Genomic DNA, 23,617 nt, shown 5'->3' with positions numbered 1-23,617 from the left:
AGATACAATAAACCGCAAAAACTTGATGCAAATACTGGAATTAATTTCCAATTTTTATTAATTAGCGATTGCCTATGAGTTTCTAATCGCAGCTTTTAATTCATTGTATTCCGAAATAATTTCCTGAAGTATCTGAGCTGCTGGTTTTATCTCGTCTATTAAGGCGGAAATTTGACCTATTTCGAGCTCGCCTTCGTCCAGATCGCCTTCAAACATACCTTTTTTTGCACGAGCTCTGCCGAGAATTTGTTTTAGCTCCGCCACAGTGGCACCGCGTTCATATGCAGCCTTCACCTGTTCGTAAAACTTGTTTTTTATCAGACGTACCGGAGCTAATTCTTTAAGCGTCAGTATGGTGTCTCCTTCTTTGGCATTTACAATCGCTTTTTTAAAGGCTTGATGAGCGGAACTTTCTTCAGATGCGGCAAATCGGGAACCTACCTGCACCCCTTCAGCGCCTAAAACCATAGCAGCCATCATGGAGGCTCCGGACCCGATACCTCCTGCAGCAATCAACGGAATGTCAACCTCACGTCTGACTGCCGGAATTAAAACCATTGTCGTAGTTTCCTCTCTGCCATTGTGGCCACCTGCCTCAAAGCCTTCAGCCACCACGGCATCTACACCTGCTGCTTGTGCCTTAAGGGCAAATTTTACACTACTCACTACATGAACTACCTTAAGACCATTGTCTTTAAACTTTGGGGTATAGGTAGCTGGATTACCGGCTGAAGTAAAGACAATGGGAACTCTTTCTTCAATGATGATATCCACAATTTTGTCTAAATCAGGATACAGCATTGGCACATTTACGGCAAAAGGCTTGTCAGAGTGGGCTTTAAATTTTTGGATATGTTCTCTCAAAACGTCAGGATACATGCTGCCTGCTCCTATAATCCCCAATCCTCCGGCATCGCTTACTGCCCGAGCTAGCTTCCAGCCACTTACCCAGATCATACCAGCCTGAATCAACGGATATCGAATTCCAAAGAGGGAACAAACTCTGTTTTGTGAAAAATCAAATCTCTTTTCTATCAAAGCTTTAAAAATTTTTTCGTGATTTTTTGGCCGTTAAAAATAAAAGTGATAAAGTATATCCCTGAAGTAAGGGATGATACATTTATACCACCACCATAATCGTCATTAAAATACTTCAAAAGCCGACCATATCCATCGTAAATCCTAATATCGCTGATTTCAGTAGATTCTGGAATTTTTATTTGAAGCATATCTTTTACTGGATTAGGAAATATGCTAATTTTTTGGTTATGGTCTTCCATTTCGGATTGAGACAGTAGCAACTGAGCTGCAAGCTGAAAGTCAGGAATTCCAAAACCCAACAATGTATCTGGATTTGACGCCTTGTGACCGCTGAGCATAATGGCATTTCGAATGTCGAAAAACGACTTGTTCGGATACATCTGCCAAAGACAAGCTGCAAGGCCACTGATCAAGGGTGCTGAAAAGGAAGTTCCGTTGGCAGTTGTTGCATTCCCGCTGCTGTTGATTGTAAATACCTGAAAGGCCTGAGCTGCGACATCAGGTTTTATGCGCTGATCCGCCGTTGGTCCCATACTGCTGAAATTGACTCGCTGTCCGGCGCTGTTTACTCCACCTACAGCCAGTATTGAGTCAGCATCTGCCGGGAAAAGGATTTTCTGCCAGCTACTATTGCCTTCATTGCCAGCTGAATTCACAACAAGCATTCCCTTTCGCGCAGCCCAAAGAGCCGCTTGGGTTACTATAGCAGTCTGTCCATTGAGCTGTGCAACTGTGTAGTTATCTGCAGGATTATCGAATGTGCTGTAGCCCAATGAAGAATTGATAACATCTACCCCTAACGAATCACTTAATTCAGCTCCAGCGAGCCAGTTGTATTCTTCCTGTCGAGTTTCGGTCGGTTCGAATTCTGTTTGGAGCAAAATGTAATCTGCCTTTGGCGCAGTACCTACCATTTGTCCCGGTGCATAAGAGGCCAAGACACCTAATACAGAAGTGCCATGCGAACCGGGAAAGTACACGTTTGTGCTGTTGTTATTAAAATTATACGTGAATTTTAATCGACCAGATTGGTAGAGTGAATCAAATACAGAAGCATTATCTGTATTAAAAAATCCGCCATCGAAAACGGCTATGAGCATACCCTGACCTAAATAGCCTTGATTGTGAAGATATTGCCCTTTCAGCATTTCTATCTGAGGCTTGCTGAGGCCATGATTAACAATTTGCGTACGTGCAGTAACAGAAATTTTGGGTGCATAGGGTACTACATGAGATACAAAAGGCAATTGAGCTATTTGATTGATTTTGTGCTCAGATGTACTCAAAAAAAGCGCATTGAGCCACTTGCTTTTTTGTAAAATTTTACCTTCCGTTCCGACGACATCCGAAACCGCACTTATATAATGGTTACAAACAGGAAGATCAGTAGCATCGATGGGTATATTGTGCGCCTGTTTTCTCAATATTGCGCGTGCACTTAAAAACTTTTGAGGATCTGTAAGCAAATGATCATTACTGCCTTTATCTTTTAAATAAACAATGTAATGCTGCTGGGCATAAGCTATCGACTCCAGTGCGAAAAGAATGATAATAATTACTTTTTTCATGTTTCTAATGAATTACACCGCTACCCACTAAATACTCACCTTCATACCACACAGCAAATTGGCCGGGAGTAATGGCCTTTTGAGGCTTATCGAAAAGTAGATAACTGTATTCTTCGAAAACATAAAGTGTGGCAGGTTCAAGCTCTTGACGATAACGGATTCTACACATGTACTTTTTACGCTCGCCGGGTAGTAATTGTTCTTCCGGAACTATCCAGTTAAGCGTTTCATTTTTCATTTTCAAGGCGCTGCGGTATAGTCCAGGATGATCTTCGCCTTCGCCTACAAACAAGATGTTTTCATGCACATCGGTTCCTATCACAAAAGGCGGCAATTTCATACCTCCTAAGCCAAGCCCTTTGCGTTGGCCTATGGTAAAGTAATGTGCTCCACTGTGCTCGCCTATTGTTTGACCCATTGAGGCTGTGAGTAAAGGAGGAGTAGCCCACCCTTCCAGATTTTCAAGGGTGATTTCCTCTGTACCCGTATAATGTGCAACGTGCAGAGCTTGTGGAGGAATTAGAATGATTTTTCCTTTTTTGGGTTTTAACTGTTGTTGTAAAAATTCTGGAAGGCTAACCTTTCCTATAAAACACAATCCCTGTGAATCTTTTTTATTTGCCGTAATCAGACCGTGCTGCTGAGCAATTTTTCGAACTTCCGATTTTTGTAGGTGGCCAATGGGAAAAAGAGCTTTAGCTAATTGTGATTGCCTCACTTGGCAGAGAAAATAGCTTTGATCCTTGGTATGGTCTGCACCTTTTAAAAGGCGATGAATTTCAGTTCCACTTGCTGATGTCTCTACTTCCTTTCGACAATAATGGCCCGTTGCTACGAAATCTGCACCTAGTTTTAAAGCCTCTTCGAGAAACACATCAAACTTTATTTCTCGATTGCAGAGCACATCGGGATTGGGTGTACGGCCAGCCTCGTACTCGGCAAACATATAGTCGACGATCCTCTTTTTATACGTTTCGCTAAAATCGATCACTCTGAAAGGAATTCCGAGCGATTCGGCAACCATCAGTGCATCCTGGCTGTCGTCTACCCACGGGCATTCGTTGTTGAGAGTCACGGATTCATCGTTCCAATTGCGCATGAAAATACCGATGACTTCGTGCCCTTGTTGCTGGAGTAGCAAAGCAGCTACACTGCTGTCTACACCGCCCGACATGCCTACTACTACACGAGCCATTATTGGGCTGATTTTTTAGAATATTCAACCATGCGCACTAAAAATCCGTTCTGATAGGTCTCTTTGCGCTCCGGGCGACCTTCGTCGTTGTAAAAAAACCAATCGCCGTGACGCACTCCGTCAAGGTAAGTACCCTTTGCCCGCACTGAGCCAAATACAGAATAATACGTTGCCTCTCCGTGCAATTTACCTGCCTTGTAGGTGGCTGAAATACTGCGATTGCCATCTTCAAAAAATTGCTCCCAAATGCCCTGGCGGACACCATTAAAATATTCAATACGCTCTGCCACTTTTCCGTTGAGAAAATAAGTAATTACAGGACCATGAAGTTTTCCATTTGCATAAGATTCTTGAGAAATCTTTACCCCTTGTTCGTTGTAATATGTCCAAACACTGTCTTTTTGGCGTTTGTTGTAGATTCCTTCGGCCAAAAGACGGCCGTTTTGGTCATATTGTTTTGAATAACAAATTCCCGTTTTACCTCTAAAGGTGTTTTCTGTCTTTAATTTTCCGTTTTCGTGATAATATTTAAAAACCCCAACTTCGATATCGTTTTCAAAGCGGCCTTCGAATTTTAATTGCTTGTTTGGGTAATATTTTTTCCAATATCCGGTTTTACGTCCTTTGGCATCATGAAATACCTCATCCGTTTGGGCAATTCCTAACCTTGATAATATTAATGCCACAAGAATAAGCAAGTATCTCAATTGGCGAACGAATTTTTTATGGATTCAGGAATTTTACAAACGGGTATTGGAACCATTTTATGCTTGTTGCGACGATGATGTGACAGGAAAACTTCTATGACCCTGCGTTCTTCTCCTTTGAAGTCTTCAGGCGATTTTCCGGCTTCTACCATTTGCATAGCCCACTCGAGCTGTGCATAAGTGGCACCGAGCTGCTGTTCGTCGGTGCGATTGTCGTGCCAAAGTCCATCGGTGGGAGGTGCATTCAGGATGTCATCAATGATGCCCAAATACCGGCCTAAGGCATACACTTCAGACTTCATGAGGTCAGCGATAGGACTCAGATCAACACCTCCATCGCCATATTTTGTGTAAAAACCTACTCCAAAATCCTCAACCTTATTGCCCGTACCGGCCACAAGTAATCCATTGACCTGAGCATAGAAATAGAGGGTAACCATGCGGAGTCGCGAACGTGTATTGGCCAAAGAATGATTTACAAGGTGGTTAGTTGTATCAGCCTGGTAGGTTGCCACAAGGTCATCAAATACTTTGGTTAGATCCACTTTTATGGATCTAACATTGGGATAGTGCGATTTTAACCAATCGATGTGCTTCGAAGCGCGTTCAAGCTGGCTTGCCTCCTGGTGGATGGGCATAGTAATGACCAAAACTTCTAAACCTGTGCGAGCACACAGAGCAGATACTGTGGCAGAGTCTATTCCGCCTGAAATACCGACCACAAATCCCTTACTGCCCGCCGTTAGAGCATACTCTTTAAGCCAATCGGCTATGTACTTTGCTACTCTTTCTGCATTCATATTCCTAAAACAACAATCCTGCCTTGACTGTGATAAATGAAAAACGAGGTTGCTCACCTCTAAGTTGTGGAACAGATGTTTCTTTTATGTTGTTTAACAGGCTTCTGTTAAATAAAACTTCGAAAAACAGGTCGGTAGATTCTGCTATTTCGTAGGTAGTTCCTACACCTATGAGAAGATTAAATAAAATTCCATTGTTGATGTTTCGATTAAAACTTTCGTAGTTGGGTACATATTCGACCGTTTGCCGGCGACGAAATCCGAGGTTAAACCCAAAGTTGACAAAAGGATTGTAATAGCCCAGCTGGCCCCAAAACATTCGGTAGGAAACGGGAAATGAAAAAAATTGAAAGTCGTTTTTAATGCGAACATTAATAAGGGGATTGCCGACGATCATGCTGTCGTACGCCGGATAAGTGATGTGGTGATATAAGGAGCCAATGTCAAGTCCAGCTGCAAAGGCATTTTTGCTGTTCAGAAAGCGATTAAACAAAAATCCAAATCCCCATCCCATTCGCGCTGGACCTCGATAAAGGTCGTTGTCAAAGGGTATCCAGGTAATAGTTGAGGCTCCATAAATACCTAATCTGTAGGTATTAGTTACTTGAGAAAACGCTGTAAATGAGCTTAAAAACAAAAAAATGTACAAAGCGTAACGGAACTTTGAAAAACTCATCGATCGAATGGATTTTTGTTGCACAAAAGTATTTTCAAATTCTCAGATGACTCGTATAATCAAATATTGTACTCTTTTATCGGTGTCCTTTTTGTTATTTTTCAACCGCTGTGCCAAAGAGGAAGATTTCAGGGAAAAAGTTGAATTAATAGTAGGGAGATTTGAGGAGGATTTTTTCAAACTTTCGCCAGAAAATGTATTTGATAGCCTGCCAAAATTAAAAGAGGTATATGCCCCCTTTTTTACTAACACAGACGACGAATTTTGGAGGAATGTTCTCATGGATTCTGTTCATCTTGTACTTTATTCCCATGTGGGAGATTCGTTTAAAGATATCAAAAAAGAAATAGAGCAAATAGTACCTATTTTAGAGCGATATAAATACCACTTTAATCCTCCATTCAAAAAATTTTATTTGTTCACATACATATCGCATTTAGACTACGATTACCCTGTAATTTTTAGTGACTCTCTACTGTTTATTGCTCTCGATTTGTATTTAGGTGAAGAGCATCCAGCTTATAGCAATCAGCCGAGATATCTAGCTCGAGAGCACGACAGAAAGTTTATTCCCATAGATGTAGCCTATGCCATTACTGAATCTCTGATAAGTGAGAATAAGCAAACTTCAGAAACGCTGCTTTCACACATGATTCGCGAAGGAATCAAACTGTACATTACTCGAAAATTGCTGCCAAAAGAAAAGGAATACACCATTTTTAAATACACAAAAGAACAACTTGATTTTTGTGAAGAAAACGAGAGAAATATTTGGTTGTATTTTGTTAATAATAAGATACTTTTTGATGTAAATTACATGACAAAAAAGAATTTTATTGACCCTGCTCCATTTACTAAGATGGGAACGGAATTCGATAATCAAATACCTGGAAGACTTGGGAGATGGGTTGGATATAGAATTGTGAGCCAATATATGCGAAAAAATAAAAAAGTTACTCTGAAAGACTTGATAAATACAACTGACTATAATACCATTTTTTACCAAGCAAATTATAAACCTTAGCGAATGAAAAAACAAGCAAAAATCACCCTCGATGTCTGGCTCGACGAAAATCAGATACCTGAACGCATCGAATGGAATGCACCTGACGGAGGAGTGTTTCACGCCGATGCAAAAGCCGCATTTTTGACCCTTTGGGACGATTCGAAGCAAGAAACCTTACGCCTTGACTTGTGGACTAAAGACATGAGCGTAGATGCTATGAAAAAATTTATCCATCAAAACATTGTGACTTCTGCTACTATACTGCGCAGGGCTACCAGCGATGACGAAGCCGCCGAGGTGATAGAAGAATTTGGAAAAAGACTGCTTAAAATTCTCAAATTGTCTGATAAAGAATGATTGATCTCAGAGATTTAGTAAAAAAAGTAGAGGCCGTAGCCCAAAGAGCAGCGCAATTCATTCAAAACGAGCAAAGAAATTTTTCGGAAAAAAGCGTTGAAATAAAGGAGTTAAACTCCTTTGTGAGCTATGTAGATAAAACATCAGAAGAGCTGATTGTCAATGAATTAAAGCACATTCTGCCGGAGGCTGGTTTTATCACAGAAGAGGCCACTGTAAGCCAATCAGGTGATTATGAATATGTGTGGATTATTGATCCCTTAGATGGAACCACCAATTTTATTCACGGTCTTCCGTTTTATTCCGTTAGCATCGGGCTGGCACATCGTAAGACACCTATTGTCGGTGTAATCTACGACTGTGGATTAAATGACCTTTACTCGGCAATAAAAGGCGAAGGTGCATATAAAAATGGTCGGCCAATACAGGTTAGAACTCAACCCGGACTCGATAAGGCACTGCTCGCCACGGGATTCCCCTATCGCGACTATGGGCGAATGCCTGCATTTATGAAGTTGATAAACAGCACATTTTATTGCACGCGAGGGGTACGCAGGATTGGTTCTGCCGCTATCGACTTAGCCTATGTGGCTGCAGGTAGATTTGATGTGTTTTTTGAATATGGCCTGAGTGCATGGGATGTAGCAGCGGGAATCGTGATCGTATTAGAGGCTGGAGGTAGAGTAACCGATTTTTCGGGAGGTGAAAACTTTTTGTTTGGTGGTGAAATAGTGGCCGGGCAGCCGTGGGTATATGATGACTTTATGGAACTAGTGCGAGATAGCGGATTGGTAAAGTAGATTAAAAAACGGTCAACGTTATTTTGGCATTGACAATTGACAACCCTTAACCCTTAACCAAATTTTCCTGCTGAATAGCAGTAGGGCGAAGGAAAGGTTTTTTAGTTTTAGTCTTAGTTAAAGTTCAAACACCTGAACCTTTATCCTTTGACCTTTAACTCGATGATTACTCCCCCCCCTGCCCCCTCTCTAGTTCCATTGGATTAAAAGAGGAAGAGTTGTTTTCAGCAGAACTCGAAGAAGGGCACAGAAAAAGTTTTAATATTAGTTAAAGTTAAAGTTTAAAAAAGGCGGCTGAAGGCCGCTGCTGCGTGAGGGATAGAAGCGGATATGAGCCGATGCGGATGGGGCACTGCGGCACCTGGGCGAGGCTGGCTAGCCGTAAGGACAGACAACGCAGCCCAGACGAATTCGGGGGCTGAATTTTCTGGAAGAGTCTAATGTGCCGCCCCCACCCGCGAGGCGAATATGAGCGGATAGCCCGACCCGAACGACTGAGCGCAGCGAAGGAAGTGAGGGGCACGCCCAAATGACAATCAGAAAAAAGAATTATTTTATCAATCCAGCTCGGCGAAGGAGGGCGGCTGGATCTGGTTCGCGGCCTTTGAATCGGATGTATAGCTCCATGGGCTCGACTGTGCCCCCGGCACTAAGTAACTGGCGAAAGCGCTTGGCTACATGTGGATTGAAAAGCCCTTCTTGCTCAAAGGACTCAAAGGCGTCGGCATCAAGCACCTCAGCCCACTTGTAACTGTAGTATCCGGCTGCATATGCTCCGTGGAAGATGTGGCTGAAGGAAGTGGAGATGGCTGTGCCTGGTACAGGTGGCAGGAGGTCGACATCGGCTATTGCATATGTCTCAAAAGATTTTAAATCTTCAGGAGGAGTAGAAAGTGTGTGATGCCAATGCATGTCGAGTATGCCAAAGGAGAGCTGACGGAAGGTGGCATAGCCTTCCATAAAGGTCTTCATGCGCTTGAGGCGATCGATGATTCCAACTGGGAGTGGCTCGCCAGTGAGGTAATGGCGCGCCATAGACGATAGCACAGGCTCGGTGTAGCACCAGTTTTCGAGGATTTGGGAGGGCAGCTCAACAAAGTCCCAGTAAACATTAGTGCCGCTGAGCGATGGATAGGTGGTATCAGCCAGAATGCCGTGGAGGGCGTGACCAAACTCGTGAAAAAGTGTGAGTACTTCGTCGAAGGTTAGCAGTGAGGGTTTGGTGGATGTGGGCTTGCTGAAATTACAGACGATGCTGATAATAGGGCGTACCTCGCGGCCTTGGTAACGGTACTGACCTCGGTACTGCGTCATCCATGCACCAGCACGCTTACCCGGACGTGGGAAGTAATCGGCCATAAAGATGGCCAGATGGCGGCCATTCGCGTCAGTAACTTCGTAGGTTTGTACGTCGGGATGGTACTTTGGAAGGTCGCTGCGCAGGGTGAAGTGTAGGCCATAAAGTCGTTGAGCAAGCTGAAAAATTCCTTGTTCTACAACTTGCTGAAGGGGAAAATAGGGTTTTAGCTGCTCGTCATCGATTCCGACTTCCTCTTTTTTGATTTTTTCCATAATGTAGGCCACATCCCAGCGCTGTAGAGAGTCGAGCCCTTCCGCAAGGGCGCGTTTACTAAGCTTTTCGGTATCGGAGAGGGCGGCTGGTCGCGAATGGGTTTTCAGAAAGTCTAGAAACTTCCAGACGCGCTCGGGTGTGCCAGCCATACGCTCTACGAGCACGAAGTGTGCATGGCTTTCGAAGCCCAATAATTGGGCTCGCCTAAGACGGAGGTCAGCTATTTGGCAAACGATATCGCTATTGTCGTGCTCGGTATGATAGGCTCGGGCACCGTAAGCTCGGAACAATCGCTCGCGCAAATCGCGCCGAGCGCTGTAGGTCATAAAGGGTATATAGTTGTCAGCCTGAAGTGTAATGAGCCATAGGTCAGGCTTTCCCTTTTGGATAGCTGCTTCTTTAGCAGCCTCGCGAAGGAAATCTGGTAAGCCTTCGAGGTCTGATTCCAAAAGCCAAAGTTCGAAAGCATTGGTATCGGCCAGTACATTTTGAGCAAATTTTTGAGTGAGCACAGCGAGCTGCTGGTCGATTTGGCGCAGTTGTTTTTTCTTTTCATCGTCGAGTAGAGCACCATTTCGAGTGAAAGCGCGGTAAGTCTTGCGCAAAAGCATTCGTTGTTCTGGTGTGAGAGCATCCTGATCTGTGTTTTGATACACGGCCCGGATACGTGCGAAGAGGCGTTCATTAAGCAGAACATCGTTGCTGTACTCAGCCAGTAAGGGGCTTATTTCTTGGGCCAGTTGTTGAATTTGATCATTTGTCTCAGCACTGTTTAGGTTAAAGAAGATTTCTGAAAGTTCATTCAATCGAAGCCCAGCATATTCGAGGGCCTCTATGGTATTTTGGAAGGTGGGTTCTGAGTTATCCTCGGCGATGGACTGAACTTCAACGCGAGCTTCCTCAAGGGCCTGATCGAAGGCGGGTTTAAAGTGCTCAGGTTGAATGCGTTCAAAAGGTGGTATCTGAAAAGGAGCTTCAAATGGTTGAAGTAGAGGATTCTGAAAATCGTTCATTCGCATTATAAATTTTTTAGGCGTTGGGCGGCAAGTTGCAACGTTTCATTGCGTTTGGCAAAGCAGAAACGCACAAGTCGCTGGTTTTTTGGGGGATTTTTATAAAAAACTGAAATAGGAATCAGAGCTACTCCTACTTCTTTGACAAGCCATTCGGTAAAATGAATGTCGTCGAGTTCAGATATTTCTGAATAATCGTAAAGCTGGAAGTAACTGCCTTGTGAAGGTATGGGTTTAAACCGGGTATCGGCGAGCTGTGCCAGAAGGTAATCGCGTGCTGCCTGCAGCTGTGCAACTAAGGCAAACGGGTCGAAATCAGGTAAATACTCTGCGAGGGCCGCTTGCATAAAGCTGTTTACAGCAAAGACTTCGTATTGATGGATCTTTCGGATCTCGCGTGTTAAGTGTTCGTTGGCAACAATGTAGCCAATTTTCCAGCCGGTAGCGTTCAGGCTTTTTCCAAAGGAATAGACGCAGGCAGCCCTTTTTCTCAATTCGGGATAGGAAAGGGCAGTAAGATGTTGAAATCCGTCAAATACAATATGCTGATATACTTCGTCGAAGAGGAAGATGAGATGAGGATTTTCATTCGCGATATTTTCGAGGAAGTGCATTTCGACCGGCGTGAGTACTTTGCCAGTCGGGTTGTGAGGATTATTTACTATCAGAAGCCGAGTTTTAGGCGAGATGACTTTTGCTATTTCAAATGTGGGAAGACTGAAATCAGGATTTAGGGGTATTTCAACTATTCTTCCCCCCATGAGCTCTACAGCAGGAGCATAGCTGTCGTACGAAGGTGCCAGTACAACGACTTCGTCACCTGGATATACCACTGTAGCTATTAAAGCAAATAGAGCCTGGGTAGCACCGGCAGTAATGGTAATTTCAGTATCTGGATCAATCAGTGTGTCATGGGTTCGACGATGCATTTCTGCAATAGCCTGGCGAAGCGCCGGCAGGCCTGGCATGGGAGCATACTGATGTGAATGCGTATTAATATGACGCTGAATGCAGCTAAGCAGTTCTTCTGGCGGGCGGAAGTCAGGAAACCCTTGGGAGAGATTTACCGCTCCATACTCTGCAGCCATAGCTGACATTTTGGAGAAAATCGTGGTAGCAAGTGTCGGAAACTTAGATGGAAAAAACATGCAATAACACCAGTTTCAAACAAAATAAAGCTTCAACAAGCAGAAAGTTTACACATTAAACTTCTAATTAATAATTGGTACCTGTATTTGGTTAAAAAAATGAATATGGCAAAGACGATGTAGGCTTACCACTTTGCATCGGGATACATCCGGGGCAGATGCTGCATTTCTGCCAGAATGTAACCTAAATATTCTGTGTGACGGCCTTGTTTACCGCCTTTTTGAAACCACGTACATTGAGGCACAGTAAGTGTAGCAATGGAGAGTATTTCGTTGACTTTTGACTCCCAGGCTGGTTTTAAACTTTCGGGATTTACGCCGACCCCTATATCAGCCATATTCATATCTACCTCATCTGCCATAAAAAACTCACCTGTCCACATCCAAAGGTCGTCAAGTGATTTTTGAATTTTTTGATGGCTCTCTTCGGTACCGTCGCCGAGTCTTATGACCCACTCGGCACTCCACTGGGCATGGTAGGTAATTTCTTTAATGGCTTTTAGTGCAATTGCTTTAATGTCTTCGTCGGTTGATTTGCAAAGTGCCGAATACAAATAGAAGTTATAGGTATCGAATAAAAACTGGCGTGCTAGGGTATCGCCCCAGTGACCATTGGGCAGTTCTGTTATCAGCAGATTGTGAAATGAACTGGCATCGCGAAAGAAAACAAGATCATCTTCCGTAACACCAGAACCGAGCTGACGGGCCGCATATTGATAGAGCATGCGTGCATGCCCCAGCTGGTCGAGCGCAATATTGCTCAGAGCGATATCGAGTTCCAGTTCAGGTCCGTGTCCGCACCATTCACTTAATCTTTGTCCTAGAATTAAGGCAGAATCGGCTAATCGCAATGTGTAAATAAGACGATGATCAGCTCCTTGGGTATGGATATTTTTTTTCATTAAAACAACAAATTACATATGACCTACTTCATCGGGAATGTCGTAAAAAGTAGGATGGCGATACACCTTGTCGTCGGCAGGAGTAAAAAGTGGTTCTTTCGCATCGGGGGCTGAGGCGTGTATATGACGCGCTTCGACTACCCAAATGCTTGTGCCTTCACTCCGACGAGTATAAACATCGCGCGCATTGAGTATCGCTGTTTGTGCATCAGGGGCATGAAGGCTTCCCACATGCTTATGGCTCAATCCATTTTTACTCCGCACAAATACTTCCCAGAGAGGCCATTGATCAGTGGACATATGTTGGCTACAGTTTCTCGCAAAGATACCGGAAGCAATCGAAATGGTAAAAGAATGGTTGAAATAGATAGATTTTTAGTGAAGTAAAGGTTCTCTTGAGACCATGAGAATTTGTGTAAATTGAATAAAAAAAGCCGCCAATCCGGGGCGGCTTTCTGCAAAAGTTTGTAAAAAAAAACTGATTAACCTCCTAAATAGGATTTCAAAATTCGGCTGCGTGAAGTATGCTTGAGTCGGCGAATGGCTTTTTCTTTTATCTGACGCACGCGTTCACGTGTCAAGTCAAACTTATCGCCGATTTCTTCGAGCGTTAGCGGATGCTGACCATTTAAGCCGAAAAATAGTCTGATTACATCTGCCTCACGAGGAGTGAGCGTTGACAGAGCGCGCTCGATCTCAATACGAAGAGATTCGTGCATGAGGTCTTCCTCAGGGTTTGGGCTTTCGCCATAGCTGAGTACGTCATAGAGGTTAGAATCTTCACCTTCTACCAGCGGAGCATCCATTGACACATGGCGGCCGCTGTTTTTGAGGCTTTCTTTTACGTCCTCTTCTGACATATCGAGCAGGCTGGCGATTTCTTCGGCTGATGGTGCACGTTCGTGCTCTTGTTCGAGCTGGGCATAAGCTTTATTGATTTTGTTAATTGCGCCAATTTTGTTAAGCGGTAAGCGAACAATGCGGCTCTGTTCGGCCAGAGCTTGAAGGATGGATTGTCGAATCCACCAAACGGCGTAGGAAATAAATTTAAAACCTCTTGTTTCGTCAAAGCGCTGAGCAGCCTTTATAAGGCCAAGATTTCCCTCGTTAATGAGGTCTGGTAAAGTAAGACCTTGATTTTGATACTGTTTAGCTACTGATACCACAAAACGCAGGTTGGCCTTTGTAAGTTGTTCCAGAGCTTTCTGGTCACCAGCCTTTATGCGCTGGGCTAGTTCTACCTCTTGTTCGGCACTGATGAGTTCTACTTTGCCGATTTCTTGTAGGTATTTGTCCAGCGAAGCAGTTTCGCGGTTCGTAACCTGTTTTACAATTTTTAGTTGCCTCATTTGTCAACTGGTGTTTTCAAAGGGGATTTAGAAGTTGAATTCTTGAATCAATAAGCAGCAGCGCGATGTATCGCGCGGAGGGGGTAATTAACCAGAAACTTCCGGTTTGGGCAGCAGTACCTTTCTCGACAGTTTGAGTTTGCCTTTTTCGTCAATGGCGATCAGTTTTACATCAATTTTGTCGCCTTCTTTCAGCACGTCTGACACGTTGGCAATTCTCTTGTGATCAATTTCAGATACATGCAGCAATCCGTCGGTTCCTTTCCCTATCTCAATAAATGCACCGTATGTTTGAATGGATTTTACAGTTCCTGTGTACACCTCACCTACAGTGGGCACAAAAGCGATGTCTAAAATTCGCTTTTTAGCTTCATTGATGCCCTCAGGGTCGGTTCCTGATATTTCAACCACACCTTTGTCGTTAACCTCTTCTATTACAATTACAGTGCCGGTTTCGCTTTGGATTGACTGAATAATTTTACCACCCGGACCTATAACTGCGCCGATGAGGTCTTTTGGTATGCTTAGTTTAATGATTTTAGGTGCGTGAGGCTTGAGTTCTGGGCGAGGCTTGTCAATAGTTTTGAGCATTTCGTTGAGGATATGCAGGCGTCCTTCTCTTGCTTGCATAAGCGCCTTTTCCATAATTTCAAACGAAAGCCCTTGAATTTTAATATCCATTTGACAAGCAGTGAGACCTTTTGCCGTACCTGTAACTTTAAAATCCATGTCACCCAAATGGTCTTCATCGCCCAAAATGTCACTTAATACAGCCCATTTTCCTGTCTTTTCGTCAGTAATTAATCCCATTGCGATGCCTGATACTGGCGCTGAAATCGGAATACCCGAATCCATTAGGGCAAGCGTTCCGGCGCAAACGGTTGCCATCGATGAAGACCCATTTGACTCGAGAATGTCGCTCACTACACGAATGGTGTATGGGATATCTTCACTAATTACAGGTTTGAGAGCTCGTTGAGCCAAGTTACCGTGCCCAATCTCTCTACGGCCTACACCGCGTAATGGCTTAGCCTCGCCGGTAGAAAATGGAGGGAAGTTATAATGCAAATAGAAGCGCTCAGAGCCAACGAATGTGGCTGAGTCTATTTTGTTTTCATCGAGCTTAGATCCCAAGGTGACAGTTGTGAGCGATTGTGTCTCACCACGTGTAAAAATGGCTGAACCATGAGCACCGGGTAGATAGTCAACTTCACACCATATGGGTCGGATATCGGCTGGGCCACGACCATCGAGACGAATGGATTCGTTGAGGATCATATTGCGCATGGCGTGGTATTGCACCAGGCCATAATATTTTTCAGCGAGTTTTACGGTTTGCTCATCAACACCTTCGCCAAGAGTTTCAATGAATTCTTTAAAAATTTCTTTGAAGCGCGAGTTGCGAACTTTTTTTGGAAGGGCGCTTTTAGCTACTTCATATACCTTGACGTAAGTAGCTTCCTCTACTTTCTTTTTGAGCTCTTCGTCATTGGACTCGTGGCAATATTCGCGCTTGGGAAATGCACCCGGTACTTTAGCGGCTAATTCGAGCTGTGCCTGGCAAAGAATTTTTATGGCTTCATGAGCCACTTTGAGGGCTTCGAGCATTTCAGATTCCGAAACCTCCTTCATTTCGCCCTCTACCATGATGATGCTGTCCATCGTACCCCCTACCATCAGGTCGATATCAGCAGTGGGGATTTCAGATGGCGATGGGTTAATTTTAAATTGCCCGTTGATGCGGGCCACTCGTACCTCTCCGATCGGGCCATTAAACGGGATGTTTGACACAGCAATAGCAGCTGAAGCTGCCAAACCTGCTAAGGAGTCGGCAGCTACGTTTTTGTCATAGGAGATTAGATTTATAATTACTTGTGTATCTGAGTGATAGTCTTCCGGAAATAGCGGTCGCAGAGCACGGTCAACCAGGCGGGCAACCAAAATTTCTTCGTCACTCGGCTTTGCTTCCCGTTTTATAAATCCTCCGGGAACACGACCTGACGAAGAAAATTTTTCACGATATTCTACGGTGAGAGGCATGAAGTCGATGCCCTCCATCGGTTCTTCGTTAGAAACTACGGTGGCCAGCAGCATGGTAGCCCCTGACTTTACTACCACTGCTCCATGTGCCTGACGTGCAAGTTTGCCGGTCTCAATTGTAATTATTTGACCGTCAGGCAGTTTTATCTCTTGTATGATGGGTGTTGGAGCCATATTTACATGTATCTTTTTAAAAACGAAAAAAGGCCATCAATAGTTGATGCCCTTTTTAAACAAAAGAACTTTAAAAGAAAGATTACTTGCGAATATTGAGTTCGTTAATGATCTTTCTATAGCGCTCAATATCTACTTCTTTTAAATAATTCAACAATTTCTTTCTCTTACCCACAAGCATCACGAGTGCTCTTTCAGTACTTTTGTCCTTTTTATGCTTGCGCAGGTGTTCAGTAAGGTGATTGATTCTGTAGGTAAACAGTGCTATTTGGCTTTCAGGTGAGCCTGTATCGGTAGCTGATGTACCATATTTAGCGAAAATACTCTGCTTAATTTCCGGTGTCAGATACATAATTTGTCTGTCTAAATTTTATTTTCTTTAATGGCCGGCAAAGATAGTAGAAAAGCGCAAAATTCAAAGTTAAATTTACATCACACATTGGAGGAAAAAATCAACTTTTTCACGGATGTTTTTGCGCTCTACGATGAAGTCGATAAATCCGTGTTCGAGCAGAAATTCAGAGGTTTGAAAACCTTCAGGTAAATCTTTTCCAATAGTTTCTTTTACCACGCGTGGACCTGCAAAACCGATCAAAGCGCCGGGCTCGGCAATGTTGATATCGCCTAACATAGCAAACGATGCAGTAACACCTCCCGTAGTGGGATCAGTCAAAAGCGAAATATAGGGAATTCCTGCCTCGCGCATGCGTGCAATCATAGCTGCGGTTTTGGCCATTTGCATTAAGCTGTACGCGGCCTCCATCATTCGCGCGCCACCTGATTTCGAAATTGTCATTACAGGCACACGGTGTTCTATTCCATATTTCATAGCGCGAGCTATTTTTTCGCCCACCACACTTCCCATAGAGCCACCTATGAAATTAAAGTTCATGGCTGCGATCACGATATCACGGCCATTCAACTTGCCGACACCAGTAGTGACGGCTTCATTTACTTTTACTTTTTTAATGGCCTCTGCAAGACGGTCAGAGTACTTTTTCGTATCCACAAAGTTCAGTGGATCAACAGATCTCATGTTGGGATCTAATTCGGTGAATTCGCCATTGTCGAAGAGTATTTTAAAATATTCTTTGGCGTTGATTTTTTCGTGATAGTTGCAGTTGGCACATACCCAAAGATTAACTTGGTGATCTTCAACTGCGGTAATTACTTTACACTTCGGACATTTATACCAAAGACCCTCAGGAGTCTCCTTTTTTTCAGATGTACTAGTAGTAATACCCTCTTTATTTCGTTTAAACCATGCCATGAAATTCTGCGCGTTTAATCGGTGCAAAGAAAGGAAAAAAATCTCAGTGCGCTTTTTCTCTGGTAGTGTTTGGAGAAATTCTCTATAACTGCAGCAGGCATTAAAAATCAAAGTTACCTTTTAAAAAAAGAAAACATTACAAACGGAAAGAAATTAGAAAACAACTTTTAGTCTTCTGTTCAATAAATATTTTTTTAAGCTGATTTACTGAATTTTAAAATTATTTGTAATTCTATTTTTCAGTATAGTCATTTAAAAAGGGACTCCAATAACTTATTCAATAAAACTTTATTAGCTTAGTTCGCAAAAAAATGATTTTATGGAGCTTAATTGGTCGAAAAAGTGGAACATCTACACACCTTATAAGCTAGCCGTTATTGAAGTTGAAACTAATCGATCATTCACATTTAAAAAACTGAACGATTTTGCAGAGGAAATTAGAAATTATCTTACGACTGAAGGAATAAAAAAAGGGGATCGCATCGGGGTGCTTTCGGCTTTTTGTGCAGAATATGTTGCCCTGTTTTTTGCAGCACAAAAAGCCGGATTTGTCCTTGTACCACTAAACTACAGGCTCGCACCACGCGAAATAAATTATATTGTGACAAATGCTGAATGTTCGCTGGTTTTTGTATCCAATGAATACATCCAACTATGGAATCAAACAGACCTTGCAGTAGTTCACAAACCACTTGAAGATCTCTTCAACCTGAAAGTAGCTAAGATGTCGGATTTTAAAGATGGTGAAGTTGTGTCAGAAGACGACCCCATTTTTATTCTTTACACTAGCGGTACAACAGGCACTCCTAAAGGTGCAATTTACACGCACAAAATGCTCTTTTGGAACAGCATAAATACTGCGCTTAGGCTCAAGGTGCATTCCGACGACAGCACATTGATAGTAACACCGCCTTTTCACACGGGTGGCTGGAACGTGCTGCTCACTCCCCTGCTCCACTTTGGTGGCACTGTTTATCTGATGAAGAAGTTTGACCCTGATAAGTGCCTCGAGGTATTGGTTGAAAAGAATATCACCCTTTTCATGCTCGTGCCCACAATGGTACGCATGCTGGCAGAAACCCCAAAGTTCAAAGATGCTACCTTCAGGCATTTAAAGTACTTTATTGTGGGGGGTGAACCGCTGCCCATCCCTCTGATACAAATATGGGCAGAAAAGGGTGTACCCATTCGACAAGGCTATGGATTGACAGAATGCGGACCAAACATCACATCTCTTCCTGAGACTGACGCCATTCGAAAGCGCGGCTCTATCGGCTTTGTCAATTTTTATGTGGAGTACAAACTAGTAGATAGCGAAGGCAACGCGGTAGATGGCGAAGGCATAGGCGAACTGTGGCTCAAAGGCCCCATCGTAACACCAGGATATTGGAAAAATGAAGAAGCCACCCAAAACAGCATATCTGAGGGCTGGTTTAAGACGGGCGATATCCTTCGACGGGATGGAGAAGGCTATCTATATGTAGTTGATCGGATTAAAAACTTGTACATCTCTGGTGGTGAGAATGTATATCCTGCTGAAGTGGAGAAGTACATACTAACGCACGAAGCTGTGGCTGAAGTGGCAGTAATAGGTGTGCCCGACGAAAAATGGGGCGAAACCGGTAAAGCATTTATATCACTAAAACCTGGCTATTCATTTGATTATCAAGAACTTAAATCTTTTTGTGAAAAAGGATTAGCTAAATACAAAATACCAAAGCACCTGGTAATACTCGATTCATTACCCAAAAGCGACACGGGAAAAATCGACCGAAAAAAGCTCAAATCCATGTAAGAAGCGCCATAAAGGTCACTTCTCGCTTATACTACGGTCGATACACGTCGTGCATCCAGCCGTATTTATCAGCAGTACGTCCTAAGCGAATATCTGAAAGTGCCTTTTTGATCGTAGCAGACAATCCGTCTGCAGGCGTGGGAACTTCTATGATCTCACCGCGATAGCCGATATGAGAAATCGGGCTGATTACTGCCGCCGTGCCCATGCCAAACATTTCGGTGAGTCTGCCCTCGCGAGCGGCAGAGAGTAGCTCATCCACCGTTACGGGACCCTCCTGCACGGGGTAGCCTTGGTCGCGTAGCATAGTGAGAATACTATCTCGTGTTATTCCCGCCAATATGCGATCGCTCAATGCCGGCGTGCGAAATACTCCATCGATCACCATTGCCACGTTCATTGTGCCTGACTCCTCGATGAGTTGATGATTCTTGTGATCGGTCCAAATGATTTGAGTAAAGCCAGCTTCTTGTGCAAGGCGTGTTGGGTAAAAGGCAGCTCCGTAATTCCCGGCAGCTTTAGCAAAACCCACTCCTCCATCGGCCGAACGCACGTACTTTTCTTCAATTTTTACCTTTACTGCTCCGCTGTAGTAAGGTCCAGATGGGCTGAGCAAGATGCAGAAAACGTAGGATTCAGAGGGTCTGGCGGCAATGAACTCAGAAGAAGCATACAGAAATGGCCTGATATACAGAGAAATATCTTCACCAGCCGGCACCCAGTCGTAGTCAAGTTGAATCAGTTGGATGAGACCGTCCATAAAAATTTCTCTAGGTACCTGCGGGATGGTCATACGCTCAGCACTCCGATTAAGCCTTTGAAAATTTGCTTCCGGTCGAAAAATACTCACAATTCCATTGTCTTTTCGGTAGGCTTTCATCCCTTCAAATACAGCTTGACCGTAGTGCAAAGCGTGAGTGGCAGGCGACATTGGAATCGGTCCATATGGACGTATTATGGGTTCTCCCCATTGGCCATTTTCGTATGTGCAAACGAGCATGTGATCCGTAAAGACTTTTCCAAACGGAAGATTGGAAAAATCAATTTCATTAATCCTTGATTGATATACTTTTGAAATCTTCATCTTATAGAATAGTATTACAAAAAGTTCGTTTTCCCCTCGACAAAGGTAAGTTGGGAAGCTTTTTGTGGAGGTAACTGTTTATTAATTTAGACAATCGGCATAAGTTTGCAGAAATTTAAAAAGATGAAAATGCTAAAGCACCTCGCTTTATTATTGATTTTTGGACTAACTACAGCTTGCAAAAACAATACTGATACTGCTGGGAATGCAGAAGCTGATACAACAGAAGATTCACCTACAGGATATTTCGGAGAAAAAATTACGGAAGATGGTGCAATCGATGCCTCAGAACTCCTAACTCTACTTCAAGAAGGCGATTCTGTATTTGTAAAAGTACGCGGAAAGATCAATGAATGCTGCCAAAAGAAGGGCTGCTGGATGGACGTAGATCTAGGAAATGGCAAAAGCATGGTTGTTCGTTTTAAGGATTACGAATTCTTTGTGCCAAAAAACTCTGCCGGTTACACAGCCATAATGGAAGGATATGCTAAGCTTGAAGTACAAGATGTAGAGTGGCTACGCCACAAAGCTCAAGATGCCGGCAAGTCGGCTGAAGAAATTGCAGCCATCACCCAGCCTGACACAAGCATAACTTTTATGGCCAATGGCGTCATTATTAAATAAAAAATTCATCTTTTTTACCGCGCTCATAGCAGGAGCGCTTTTTGATTCGTGCAGCTCTGAGTCTAAAAAAGCTGTCAGCGAAGAGGATGCTGACTTGCACAAGAGACCTCATATGTCAGAGCTTGCCCTTTTGATGCGACGCATGGACAAGATCACCGCACAATGGAAAAAAGCCATAGAGGCCGGTAATTATTCGTCGATCGAAGTGCCTGACTGGCTCGATCAGCTACACACTGCCGAGGCTACCGACCCGGAAGAAATCACCGAAGTGTTTCACCCAATGGCTACAGCTTGGATTGAATCAGTAAAAAATTTCAAAGAAGCGCCAGAGGCCGAAAAGCCTGCTGCATTCAATACACTTGTGAGCAACTGTGTGAATTGCCATCAGCAGTTTTGCCAAGGACCGATACCACGCATCAAAAAACTATATGTCGATCTACCGCAGCATGTTTCAACTCGCGGAAACTAAAGACGGTTCTTCCACCTTAATTAATACACAACTTCAGCAATCCTATCACAGCATGCATGGCGCCATTCAGGAGTCAATGCATGTTTTTATCAAAGAAGGTCTGTTGTATTATCTTGAAAAATTTCCAAATCAGAACATAGAAATCTTCGAAATGGGCTACGGCACAGGGCTCAATGCGATGCTTACGTATGTAGAGACTTCGAAACACCAAGTATATGTTGTATACAAGGCAGCTGAACTGTTTCCAATTCAATCGGAATTAGCAAAAAAACTAAATTACATTGACTTGCTGGGCTTAACTGAATCACAATTTACTTCCTTTCACACCTTTGATACCAAGTCATTTTCATATGTTTCAGCAAATTTTAAAATTGAGCTTTTAAAAACTCCCTTCGAAATATATCAACCTACGGAAAACAGTATAGATCTGATATATTTTGATGCCTTTAGCCCATCTGCACAGCCTGAATTATGGACCATTGAAGCGATGGATAAATGCTACAAAATGCTGCGCTCGCCCGGAGTTTGGGTTACATATTCTGCCAAAGGAGCTGTGCGTCGCGCATTGAGAGAAGTAGGTTTTCAAGTACAAAAAATTCCCGGCCCACCGGGAAAAAGAGAGATGCTGCGGGCATTAAAGATTTAACTTATTAACAATATCCTGAAAAGTATTCATTTTCAAAGGTTTACCAATGAAGCCCTTCACCAAAGGGTGATCATTTGACCGCTGCATATCTAAAGGATCAATAGAAGAAGTTACCATCAGAACGATAGGCACCTTCAATTTCAAAATCGGAGATTCTCGGAGCTTTTCTAAAAATTCAAAGCCATCCATAATGGGCATGCGGATATCGAGCAAAATGATATCCGGCAATTTTTCAACTTCATCATTTGTATGAAGTTGCTCTATATGCTTGAGAGCGTCAATGGCAGAAATACAGGATTTTATCTCAGCCTCCGGCATTAAATTCTTTACAACTCGCTGGTTGATTAGTAAGTCGATTTGATTATCGTCAACGATCAATACATTCATTTGCTCAAATTCATAGGCAAATATGAATACAATTTGTAATTAACAAAATAACTTATTAATTTTTATCCTGAAAGTCAAGTTTTTTGACGCCAAGAAACTTCAAAGCACGCTTTGTATTAATTTTAATAGTTTCTTTCACATTGGTAATCAACTTTTTACCAAGGCTTTCGTCAGGTCGAGGCAAGAATTTGGAATCGCGGTACGTAAAACCTTCACCAATCGGCGTATAATAATAGGTATAAAAAGACTTTCTGCTCTCGTGCTCTGGCACATGAATACGACTATATCCGTGTGGTGAATTATCGTCGGTGTAAAAAATAACTGCTACATTGTGGTAAGGGGGTATTTTTTTAATACAATTCTTCATATCCACATCCCAGAGTTCTAAGTCTCCACCGTATTCAGGTTTCCAATATTTATTGAGGTAAATCAATAGATTAATTCGTCTCCAAAGACCTTTTTCCGGATTCATGTTTACATCTACATGCACATCTACAAAACTGCCATTTTTACCCTGATGTAATCCACTTCCTAAGCTGTCGTCGGTCGATCTTAGGCCTTCAACTCCGGTCATCTCACTCAGCCAGGTACAGAATTCTTCGCTTTGGACGGCATCTCTCACCTGAGAAAATATAGGGTGCCAACGCTCAAAGTGGTAGTCTTCGGCTTTGTCTTCGTTTATACTCTTGCGTTTAACGTTTAAAGTTTCAAAGGGAGGAAAGTTTTCAAAAAGTTGGTCCGCAACTTCGGGATTTAAAAAATTTTCGATAGCTACATGTTTACAGGGTTGAGCCTCTTTGAAGAGTCTAGAAAATTTTTCTTTATGGCTTAAAACCTCAGGATTAATAATGTATGTAATAGGTTGCATTACTGAGTAGCATTTTTGCAAATATAGCTTATTGAGCCACCAAGCGTGTGTGAGTTGCAATCATTTTAAAATTTTGACAGTAAAACTTGACTTAAATAAAAAATACAACATTTGTAAAAATGAAC

At 43.0% G+C, this 23,617-nt stretch carries 24 protein-coding genes; 7 read left to right on the top strand and 17 right to left on the bottom strand.

The window, feature by feature from the left end; translation table 11 throughout:
- Positions 1–72 precede the first annotated feature (72 nt).
- The 6 genes from ACK4EX_RS03140 to ACK4EX_RS03115 are packed head-to-tail and all read right to left on the bottom strand — an operon-like array spanning position 73 to position 5,987.
- On the bottom strand, positions 73–1,038 hold the full coding sequence (locus tag ACK4EX_RS03140; RefSeq protein WP_409769623.1) for an NAD(P)H-dependent flavin oxidoreductase: 966 nt from the start codon (positions 1,036–1,038) through the stop codon (positions 73–75).
- Positions 1,035–2,609: a S8 family serine peptidase gene (locus ACK4EX_RS03135; protein ID WP_409769621.1), complete on the bottom strand. Its 1,575-nt coding sequence runs from the start codon at positions 2,607–2,609 to the stop codon at positions 1,035–1,037. The genes ACK4EX_RS03140 and ACK4EX_RS03135 overlap by 4 nt, the downstream gene beginning before the upstream one ends.
- Positions 2,610–2,613: 4 nt before the next feature.
- Entirely contained in the window at positions 2,614–3,804 is a 1,191-nt protein-coding gene (mnmA, locus tag ACK4EX_RS03130) for a tRNA 2-thiouridine(34) synthase MnmA (RefSeq protein ID WP_409769619.1), read from the bottom strand.
- Positions 3,804–4,511 (bottom strand): toxin-antitoxin system YwqK family antitoxin, encoded by a 708-nt coding sequence (locus ACK4EX_RS03125; RefSeq protein WP_409769617.1) that lies wholly within the window; start codon positions 4,509–4,511, stop codon positions 3,804–3,806. The genes mnmA and ACK4EX_RS03125 overlap by 1 nt, the downstream gene beginning before the upstream one ends.
- Positions 4,508–5,311, bottom strand: coding sequence for an NAD(+) synthase (gene nadE, locus ACK4EX_RS03120; protein WP_409769615.1), 804 nt, complete (start codon positions 5,309–5,311; stop codon positions 4,508–4,510). The genes ACK4EX_RS03125 and nadE overlap by 4 nt, the downstream gene beginning before the upstream one ends.
- A 4-nt stretch (positions 5,312–5,315) precedes the next feature.
- Positions 5,316–5,987: a hypothetical protein gene (locus ACK4EX_RS03115; RefSeq protein ID WP_409769614.1), complete on the bottom strand. Its 672-nt coding sequence runs from the start codon at positions 5,985–5,987 to the stop codon at positions 5,316–5,318.
- Positions 5,988–6,033: 46 nt separating this feature from the next.
- On the opposite strand from ACK4EX_RS03115, the gene ACK4EX_RS03110 reads away from it, so the two are divergent.
- The 3 genes from ACK4EX_RS03110 to ACK4EX_RS03100 are packed head-to-tail and all read left to right on the top strand — an operon-like array spanning position 6,034 to position 8,150.
- The gene (locus ACK4EX_RS03110) at positions 6,034–7,011 is read left to right on the top strand and encodes a DUF2268 domain-containing putative Zn-dependent protease (protein ID WP_409769612.1); all 978 of its coding nucleotides are present in this window, start codon (positions 6,034–6,036) and stop codon (positions 7,009–7,011) included.
- Between the two features lie 3 nt (positions 7,012–7,014).
- The gene (locus ACK4EX_RS03105; RefSeq protein ID WP_409769610.1) at positions 7,015–7,350 is read left to right on the top strand and encodes a gliding motility protein GldC; all 336 of its coding nucleotides are present in this window, start codon (positions 7,015–7,017) and stop codon (positions 7,348–7,350) included.
- Complete coding sequence (locus ACK4EX_RS03100) at positions 7,347–8,150, top strand: inositol monophosphatase family protein (RefSeq protein WP_409769609.1); 804 nt, start codon at positions 7,347–7,349, stop codon at positions 8,148–8,150. Before ACK4EX_RS03105 ends, ACK4EX_RS03100 begins: the two co-directional genes overlap by 4 nt.
- A 549-nt stretch (positions 8,151–8,699) precedes the next feature.
- On the opposite strand, the gene ACK4EX_RS03095 is transcribed toward ACK4EX_RS03100, so the two are convergent.
- The 8 genes from ACK4EX_RS03095 to accD form a co-directional block, all read right to left on the bottom strand.
- Entirely contained in the window at positions 8,700–10,736 is a 2,037-nt protein-coding gene (locus tag ACK4EX_RS03095; RefSeq protein ID WP_409769608.1) for a M3 family metallopeptidase, read from the bottom strand.
- A gap of 5 nt (positions 10,737–10,741) precedes the next feature.
- Complete coding sequence (locus ACK4EX_RS03090) at positions 10,742–11,884, bottom strand: methionine aminotransferase (protein ID WP_409769606.1); 1,143 nt, start codon at positions 11,882–11,884, stop codon at positions 10,742–10,744.
- A 125-nt stretch (positions 11,885–12,009) separates the two neighbouring features.
- Positions 12,010–12,786, bottom strand: a complete 777-nt coding sequence (gene paaC, locus ACK4EX_RS03085; RefSeq protein ID WP_409769604.1) for a 1,2-phenylacetyl-CoA epoxidase subunit PaaC — start codon at positions 12,784–12,786, stop codon at positions 12,010–12,012.
- A gap of 12 nt (positions 12,787–12,798) precedes the next feature.
- The gene (paaB, locus tag ACK4EX_RS03080; RefSeq protein ID WP_409769602.1) at positions 12,799–13,086 is read right to left on the bottom strand and encodes a 1,2-phenylacetyl-CoA epoxidase subunit PaaB; all 288 of its coding nucleotides are present in this window, start codon (positions 13,084–13,086) and stop codon (positions 12,799–12,801) included.
- 182 nt (positions 13,087–13,268) lie between these two features.
- A complete protein-coding gene (locus ACK4EX_RS03075) occupies positions 13,269–14,135 on the bottom strand; it encodes an RNA polymerase sigma factor RpoD/SigA (RefSeq protein WP_409769600.1) in 867 nt (288 codons plus the stop codon).
- A gap of 87 nt (positions 14,136–14,222) precedes the next feature.
- Entirely contained in the window at positions 14,223–16,349 is a 2,127-nt protein-coding gene (locus ACK4EX_RS03070; RefSeq protein ID WP_409769598.1) for a polyribonucleotide nucleotidyltransferase, read from the bottom strand.
- Between the two features lie 82 nt (positions 16,350–16,431).
- Positions 16,432–16,701: a 30S ribosomal protein S15 gene (gene rpsO, locus ACK4EX_RS03065; protein ID WP_409769596.1), complete on the bottom strand. Its 270-nt coding sequence runs from the start codon at positions 16,699–16,701 to the stop codon at positions 16,432–16,434.
- 75 nt (positions 16,702–16,776) lie between these two features.
- A complete protein-coding gene (accD, locus tag ACK4EX_RS03060; protein ID WP_409769594.1) occupies positions 16,777–17,619 on the bottom strand; it encodes an acetyl-CoA carboxylase, carboxyltransferase subunit beta in 843 nt (280 codons plus the stop codon).
- Between the two features lie 319 nt (positions 17,620–17,938).
- Here accD and ACK4EX_RS03055 point away from each other — a divergent pair, with 319 nt between their 5' ends.
- Entirely contained in the window at positions 17,939–19,414 is a 1,476-nt protein-coding gene (locus tag ACK4EX_RS03055; protein ID WP_409769592.1) for an acyl-CoA synthetase, read from the top strand.
- Positions 19,415–19,445: 31 nt separating this feature from the next.
- Here ACK4EX_RS03055 and ACK4EX_RS03050 read toward each other — a convergent pair whose 3' ends face one another.
- Complete coding sequence (locus ACK4EX_RS03050; RefSeq protein ID WP_409769591.1) at positions 19,446–20,498, bottom strand: branched-chain amino acid aminotransferase; 1,053 nt, start codon at positions 20,496–20,498, stop codon at positions 19,446–19,448.
- Positions 20,499–20,621: 123 nt separating this feature from the next.
- On the opposite strand from ACK4EX_RS03050, the gene ACK4EX_RS03045 reads away from it, so the two are divergent.
- The 3 genes from ACK4EX_RS03045 to mnmD are packed head-to-tail and all read left to right on the top strand — an operon-like array spanning position 20,622 to position 22,237.
- Positions 20,622–21,122, top strand: a complete 501-nt coding sequence (locus ACK4EX_RS03045) for a DUF4920 domain-containing protein (RefSeq protein ID WP_409769589.1) — start codon at positions 20,622–20,624, stop codon at positions 21,120–21,122.
- Positions 21,103–21,591 (top strand): hypothetical protein, encoded by a 489-nt coding sequence (locus ACK4EX_RS03040; protein WP_409769587.1) that lies wholly within the window; start codon positions 21,103–21,105, stop codon positions 21,589–21,591. Before ACK4EX_RS03045 ends, ACK4EX_RS03040 begins: the two co-directional genes overlap by 20 nt.
- Positions 21,551–22,237 carry a tRNA (5-methylaminomethyl-2-thiouridine)(34)-methyltransferase MnmD gene (mnmD, locus tag ACK4EX_RS03035; protein WP_409769586.1) on the top strand — a complete coding sequence of 229 codons (687 nt, stop codon included), beginning with the start codon at positions 21,551–21,553 and terminating at the stop codon, positions 22,235–22,237. Before ACK4EX_RS03040 ends, mnmD begins: the two co-directional genes overlap by 41 nt.
- Here the strand turns inward: mnmD and ACK4EX_RS03030 are convergent.
- A complete protein-coding gene (locus ACK4EX_RS03030; RefSeq protein WP_409769584.1) occupies positions 22,226–22,624 on the bottom strand; it encodes a response regulator in 399 nt (132 codons plus the stop codon). The genes mnmD and ACK4EX_RS03030 overlap by 12 nt on opposite strands.
- Before the next feature lie 55 nt (positions 22,625–22,679).
- Positions 22,680–23,492 carry a 2OG-Fe(II) oxygenase gene (locus ACK4EX_RS03025; RefSeq protein WP_409769582.1) on the bottom strand — a complete coding sequence of 271 codons (813 nt, stop codon included), beginning with the start codon at positions 23,490–23,492 and terminating at the stop codon, positions 22,680–22,682.
- Positions 23,493–23,617: the final 125 nt, after the last annotated feature.

The organism is Thermaurantimonas sp. (assembly GCF_046299575.1).
In the GTDB taxonomy this organism is placed as follows: Bacteria; Bacteroidota; Bacteroidia; order Flavobacteriales; family Schleiferiaceae; genus Thermaurantimonas.
The sequence above is the reverse complement of the archived record's forward strand: the minus strand, read 5'-3'. Positions and strand labels throughout refer to the sequence as shown.

Coding starts and splice junctions, on each gene's coding strand:
- ACK4EX_RS03135 (WP_409769621.1), bottom strand. CDS start 2,609: ATGAAAAAAGTAATTATTATCATTCTTTTCGCACTGGAGTCGATAGCT.
- mnmA (WP_409769619.1), bottom strand. CDS start 3,804: ATGGCTCGTGTAGTAGTAGGCATGTCGGGCGGTGTAGACAGCAGTGTA.
- nadE (WP_409769615.1), bottom strand. CDS start 5,311: ATGAATGCAGAAAGAGTAGCAAAGTACATAGCCGATTGGCTTAAAGAG.
- ACK4EX_RS03115 (WP_409769614.1), bottom strand. CDS start 5,987: ATGAGTTTTTCAAAGTTCCGTTACGCTTTGTACATTTTTTTGTTTTTA.
- ACK4EX_RS03110 (WP_409769612.1), top strand. CDS start 6,034: ATGACTCGTATAATCAAATATTGTACTCTTTTATCGGTGTCCTTTTTG.
- ACK4EX_RS03105 (WP_409769610.1), top strand. CDS start 7,015: ATGAAAAAACAAGCAAAAATCACCCTCGATGTCTGGCTCGACGAAAAT.
- ACK4EX_RS03100 (WP_409769609.1), top strand. CDS start 7,347: ATGATTGATCTCAGAGATTTAGTAAAAAAAGTAGAGGCCGTAGCCCAA.
- ACK4EX_RS03095 (WP_409769608.1), bottom strand. CDS start 10,736: ATGAACGATTTTCAGAATCCTCTACTTCAACCATTTGAAGCTCCTTTT.
- ACK4EX_RS03090 (WP_409769606.1), bottom strand. CDS start 11,884: ATGTTTTTTCCATCTAAGTTTCCGACACTTGCTACCACGATTTTCTCC.
- paaC (WP_409769604.1), bottom strand. CDS start 12,786: ATGAAAAAAAATATCCATACCCAAGGAGCTGATCATCGTCTTATTTAC.
- paaB (WP_409769602.1), bottom strand. CDS start 13,086: ATGTCCACTGATCAATGGCCTCTCTGGGAAGTATTTGTGCGGAGTAAA.
- ACK4EX_RS03075 (WP_409769600.1), bottom strand. CDS start 14,135: ATGAGGCAACTAAAAATTGTAAAACAGGTTACGAACCGCGAAACTGCT.
- ACK4EX_RS03070 (WP_409769598.1), bottom strand. CDS start 16,349: ATGGCTCCAACACCCATCATACAAGAGATAAAACTGCCTGACGGTCAA.
- rpsO (WP_409769596.1), bottom strand. CDS start 16,701: ATGTATCTGACACCGGAAATTAAGCAGAGTATTTTCGCTAAATATGGT.
- accD (WP_409769594.1), bottom strand. CDS start 17,619: ATGGCATGGTTTAAACGAAATAAAGAGGGTATTACTACTAGTACATCT.
- ACK4EX_RS03055 (WP_409769592.1), top strand. CDS start 17,939: ATGGAGCTTAATTGGTCGAAAAAGTGGAACATCTACACACCTTATAAG.
- ACK4EX_RS03050 (WP_409769591.1), bottom strand. CDS start 20,498: ATGAAGATTTCAAAAGTATATCAATCAAGGATTAATGAAATTGATTTT.
- ACK4EX_RS03045 (WP_409769589.1), top strand. CDS start 20,622: ATGAAAATGCTAAAGCACCTCGCTTTATTATTGATTTTTGGACTAACT.
- ACK4EX_RS03040 (WP_409769587.1), top strand. CDS start 21,103: ATGGCGTCATTATTAAATAAAAAATTCATCTTTTTTACCGCGCTCATA.
- mnmD (WP_409769586.1), top strand. CDS start 21,551: ATGTCGATCTACCGCAGCATGTTTCAACTCGCGGAAACTAAAGACGGT.
- ACK4EX_RS03030 (WP_409769584.1), bottom strand. CDS start 22,624: ATGAATGTATTGATCGTTGACGATAATCAAATCGACTTACTAATCAAC.
- ACK4EX_RS03025 (WP_409769582.1), bottom strand. CDS start 23,492: ATGCAACCTATTACATACATTATTAATCCTGAGGTTTTAAGCCATAAA.